Here is a 4,754-nt window from a genome sequence, read left to right as displayed (position 1 = left end):
ATGCCGGTCCAGAACGTGCCAGCTCCCACGGCGCCCGGCATCAAGTCCGAACCATCGAAACGGAAGGTGACGTTCGGGTCCTGCAGGGTCTCGATGGCCGCAGACAGAATGGCACTCGACGCGTTCGACGGGTCGAGGCCCTTGTTCGCGCTGATCACTCCACCGAGGCTGACCCGGCTGTTGGCCCAGTCGGCCGTCGACAGGTACTCCTGCACGGCGATGGTCTCCTCGTCATTCGAGAAGGCAGCGACGATCTCGCCACCACCGGTGACAGCCCCGGCTCCGGCCTCCTCACCAGGCGTGATGAAGGCGAAGATCTCACCGTCCTCGGAGACGTCCTCGACACCGGCGTCACGCAGGAAGCCCTCGTAGAACGTGGCCTGGTGATGCAGGATGCAGCTTCCGTCGACGAGCGCCGTTGCCGGGTCGCCGAACGGGGTGCTGTTGATGGTGACGACGTCACCGAATCCGGCGTTGACGTACTCCGGGTTGAGCAGGATCTCACCGACTGCGTCGAACGCCGAAGCGATCGCCGGGTCGTTGAACGGGATCTCGTGTGCGACCCACTGGTCATAGACCTCGGGGCCGGACTGGCGCAGAACGAGGTCCTCCACCCAGTCCGTTCCCGGCCAACCGGTTGCGGCGTCAGAGCCGAAGCCCGCGCACCACGGCGTCTGGCCGGTATCCGCGATGGTCTGCGACAGAGCGAGCAGGTCATCCCAGGTCTCCGGGATCTCCCAGCCGTTCTCGGCAAAGACCGAGGGCGAGTACCAGATGAAGCCCTTGACGCTCGCCATTAGCGGCGCGCCGTAGAGCACATCGTCGACGGTGCCGTAGCCAGCCCAGTCTTCGGACCAGTTCTCGGCCACGTTGGCGGCCACACCTTCGGGAGCGGGCTGGACGTAGCCGCGGCTGGCGAGGTCGCCGAGCAGACCGGGCTGCGGGAAGATCGCGATGTCCGGCGGGTTGCCGGCCTGCGCCAGGCTTCCGATCTGAGCCTCGAATTCCTTCGACGATTCGTACTGAATGTCGATGTCGTTCTCTGCTTCCCAGTCCGCCCAGGACTCTTCGAGAAGCTCTGCTTCGGTATCGGCGATGGTGCCGTAGATGGTAACGATGCCATCCGCGTCTCCGTAGTCGCCGGGGCCGGTGCTGGTGCCGCCGCCGCCGGAGCAGCCGGCGAGCACGAGGCTGGTGGCCCCGACCGCGACCGCGGTGGCGAGCAAACGACGGTTCGAAAGTGAACGCACTGTTTCCTCCTCATTGAGGGATTTCATGGTGTGGTGCTGGGATTGAACCCCGGTCTCGCAACCGGTTCCAGCACCACGGTAAGCGACATCTCAAACCGTTGCAAGTGCTTCATCTCTCGATTTGGCGGCGAGTGCCCGCTATGCTGCAACCGATTCCAACCCGGTAGGAATGACACCATGAGTTCGCTCGCCGAAGTCGCCCGCCGCGCTGGCGTGTCGAAGGCGACCGCCTCGCGCGCGCTCAGCGGAGCCGCTCATGTCTCGCCCGCTGCGAAGGAACGGGTTGCAGCCGCTGCCGCCGACCTCGGATACGTGGTCTCGTCGACCGCCGCGAGCCTGGTGACCGGCCGCACCAAGAACGTCGGAGTGATCACTCCGTTCATCAACCGCTGGTTTTTCGCCGAAGTGCTGGAAGGCATCGAGGGTGCCCTGATCCAGGCAGGCTATGACCTGACGCTGTTCCGGCTGCCGCCCGAGCCGGAGCAGCGCAGCCGGCTGTTCCGCTACTTCCTGGTGCGCAAGCGCGTCGATGCGATTGTCTGCGTCGGAGTCGAGCTGGCCCCCGGCGAGGTGGAGCTCATCCAGGCGCTGCGCCGACCTGCGGTGGGCATCGGCGGGGCGATCCCCGGCATCATGACGATGTGCATCGACGACGAACAGGCCGCCCGACTCGCCACTCGGCACCTCATCAGCCTCGGCCACACTCGGATCGTGCACATCGGCGGCGACCTCGACGCGCAGTTGGACTTCAAGGTGCACTCCCGCCGGTTGGCCGGATTCCGCGGGGCGATGGATGAAGCAGGCCTCGAGCATCCTGATGACTTCCGACCAGCGAGGACGTTCAGCGTGCCCGGCGGCTACGAAGCCGCGATGTCCCTGTTGGCCGATCCGCGGTCCCGGCCGACCGCCATCGTGGCCGGCTGCGACGAGATCGCCATCGGGGCGATCACGGCGGCGCGTCAACTCGGAATCGTCGTGCCGTCCGGGCTTTCGATCGTCGGAATCGACGATCACCCCTACTCGGAGATGTTCGGCCTGACGACGGTGCGGCAGCGCCCGGGCGAGCAGGGTGAGCTGGCTGTCGATCTGGTCGTGCGCGCGATGACGGAGGTCGACGGCGGATTGCCGTCAACCTCGATCGACATTCCGATCACTCTGGTGGTGCGCACGAGCACCACCGCTCCCGTCCCTTCACTGCTCAGGTGACGTCGCTTCGCCAGGTCGTCGCCGCCCCGATCGCGCCCATCAGAACGGCGTAGCCGGCGAGCACGATCCCGCCCTGCCACCACTCGAGTGGGGCAGTGCCACCCCCGCCCGCGCCGGCGAAGACCGCGAAGAAGCTTGCGCCCACGAGCGCATCCCCGGCCGCACCAGGCAGGAACTTGGCGATCTCGCCGAGCCAGTCGGCGAACGCGGCGGCGGTGCGCAGGATCGGTTCGACGAACTGGGTGAACGCGATGATCGTGACGATCGACCCGATCTGGCTGGGAATCAGCACGCCGAGCGCGACGCCGACGAGCCCCCAGAGCGCCATCGCGAGCACGATGCGGCCGAGCATCAGCCACGTGTCGGGGTCGTTGAGCAGCGTCATTTGGCCGGTAGCCGCGAGCACCGGCGCCCCCAGGCCGACCGACCCGAGGAGTGCGACGACGCCGTAGACCGCACCGATGACGAGCCCGGCAACCGCCTTGGCGGCGAGCACGACCGATCGGTTCGGCGTAGCGAGAAACACCGTGCCGAGGGTGCGATGCCGCACCTCGGACGTGATCGACATGGCGCCGAAGATGATCGGGAACACGTAGCCCGTCGCGGTCGCCATGCTGTAGACGAGCGGCGCGAGGAAGTCGTCGGCGATCGGCATCCCGGCCTCTTCGGGCGTGATGCTCAGAAAGAACGCGATGGCGACAGCTGAGAAGCCGACGTACCCGAAGAGGATCAGGGCGAGCACCCACAACAGGCGCGTAGTGCGGATCTTGCGGAATTCGGCCGAGACGGCCCGGAGGAAGGTCATCGCTGCCTCCCTCCCTCCGCGGCACGCTCCGGATCGGCGACCAGCGCGAGGAACTCGTCCTCGAGTCCCGTGCCGGATGCCGCGAGGGCGCTCAATGCGACACCAGCGGCGAGAGCGAGTCGCCCCACCTCGGCGGGAATCAGATCGACGGCGAGCCCGTCCGGCTCGACGCGCACTTGGTGTCCGGCGGCCTTCAGCGCGGCGGTGAGCGCGGCGCGGTCGGGCGCGTCGACGACGCTCCCGGTCGCGGTCGTGGTGCCTTCGAGTGTGCTGAGCGCGCCGACGAAACGCAGCTTCCCGCCGGCGATGACGACGACGTCATCCACGGTCTGCTGCACTTCGCTGAGCAGGTGCGAGCTGACGAGAATGGTGCGGCCCTCGGCGGCGAGCGACTGCAGGAACGAGCGGATCCAGCGGATGCCTTCGGGGTCGAGCCCGTTGATCGGTTCGTCGAGCACGAGCACTCCGGGGTCGCCGAGCAGCGCCGTCGCGAGACCGAGCCGTTGCCGCATCCCCATCGAGTAGCCGCCCACCCGACGGTCGGCGTAGGGCGCCATGCCGGTCTGTTCGAGCACCGCGGTGACCCGTTCGCGCCCGATGCCGGCGGCAACCGCTGTGACGTCGAGGTGGCCGCGTCCCGATCTTCCGGGGTGGAAGGCCGCTTCAAGGGAGGCGCCGACGACGCGCATCGGGTTCTCGAGGTCGCCGTACGCCTTGCCGCCGATCGTCGCCGTGCCGCTGGTGGCGGTGACGAGGCCGAGCAACATCCGCAGCGTCGTGGTCTTGCCGGCGCCGTTCGGCCCGAGGAATCCGGTCACCCGGCCGGGTTCGACGGTGAAGTCGAGGTCTGAGACAGCCGCGACGGCGCCGAAGCGCTTGGTCACGCCATCGAAGACGAGACTCTGTCCGGTGGTCACAAGCTCACGCTATCGAGCGAGCGCCGTGATCGCCACGGTCAGGGTGGACGCGAGGAGCAGTAGCGTGAACGGCAGCCAGATCGCCCGTTCGAGCGCGCTCGGCGTGATCGCGTTCATCACGACGGCAATCACGAGCAGTCCGACGACGATCCAGACGACGACTGGCAGCCACGAGACCGGCAGCGGCGTCCAAACCGGCAGCCCTGCTCGTCTCACGACTATCAGAGCGACCGCAGCCCACACGACGACGGCGACAGCGCTCGCGACCCGGAAGTGCACGGGAAGCACCCCAGCGGTCTGGCCGCCGTACGCCGCGCGTCCCCAGGGCGCTCCGAGCGCGAGGGCGAGCTGGAACACGATCAGTAGGGCAAAGAGTATGAGCGCGACGATCGCCGCAACCCGGGCGACCGCGGTGAGGTCAGACATGGGAGTTCCTCTCTGGAAGATATATGGATATTCCTACCAGATATGATGGCGAAATGCCACGCGCGACCCAGACCGACCTCGCAGTGCTCGCCGCCTTGAGCATCGAACCGATGACCGGGTACGCCCTGCGCGATGCGATCCGGGTCCACC

General features: G+C 67.4%; 5 protein-coding genes. 1 reads left to right on the top strand and 4 read right to left on the bottom strand.

Features of this window, described 5'->3' with window-relative positions:
• A partial coding sequence (locus tag RMO30_RS04585; RefSeq protein WP_309710108.1) for an ABC transporter substrate-binding protein occupies positions 1-1,250 on the bottom strand: 1,250 nt, incomplete at its 3' end.
• 177 nt (positions 1,251-1,427) lie between these two features.
• Here RMO30_RS04585 and RMO30_RS04580 point away from each other — a divergent pair.
• Positions 1,428-2,456, top strand: coding sequence for a LacI family DNA-binding transcriptional regulator (locus tag RMO30_RS04580; RefSeq protein ID WP_309710106.1), 1,029 nt, complete (start codon positions 1,428-1,430; stop codon positions 2,454-2,456).
• On the opposite strand, the gene RMO30_RS04575 is transcribed toward RMO30_RS04580, so the two are convergent.
• The 3 genes from RMO30_RS04575 to RMO30_RS04565 are packed head-to-tail and all read right to left on the bottom strand — an operon-like array spanning position 2,449 to position 4,604.
• Positions 2,449-3,261, bottom strand: coding sequence for an ABC transporter permease subunit (locus RMO30_RS04575; protein ID WP_309710103.1), 813 nt, complete (start codon positions 3,259-3,261; stop codon positions 2,449-2,451). The genes RMO30_RS04580 and RMO30_RS04575 overlap by 8 nt on opposite strands.
• Positions 3,258-4,178, bottom strand: coding sequence for an ATP-binding cassette domain-containing protein (locus RMO30_RS04570; RefSeq protein ID WP_309710100.1), 921 nt, complete (start codon positions 4,176-4,178; stop codon positions 3,258-3,260). The genes RMO30_RS04575 and RMO30_RS04570 overlap by 4 nt, the downstream gene beginning before the upstream one ends.
• Before the next feature lie 9 nt (positions 4,179-4,187).
• Positions 4,188-4,604: a hypothetical protein gene (locus RMO30_RS04565; protein WP_309710098.1), complete on the bottom strand. Its 417-nt coding sequence runs from the start codon at positions 4,602-4,604 to the stop codon at positions 4,188-4,190.
• Positions 4,605-4,754: the final 150 nt, after the last annotated feature.

Origin of the sequence: Pseudolysinimonas sp. (assembly GCF_031389465.1) — a bacterium.
Classification (GTDB): domain Bacteria; phylum Actinomycetota; class Actinomycetes; order Actinomycetales; family Microbacteriaceae; genus Pseudolysinimonas_A.
This window is presented reverse-complemented; position numbering and strand designations above follow the sequence as displayed.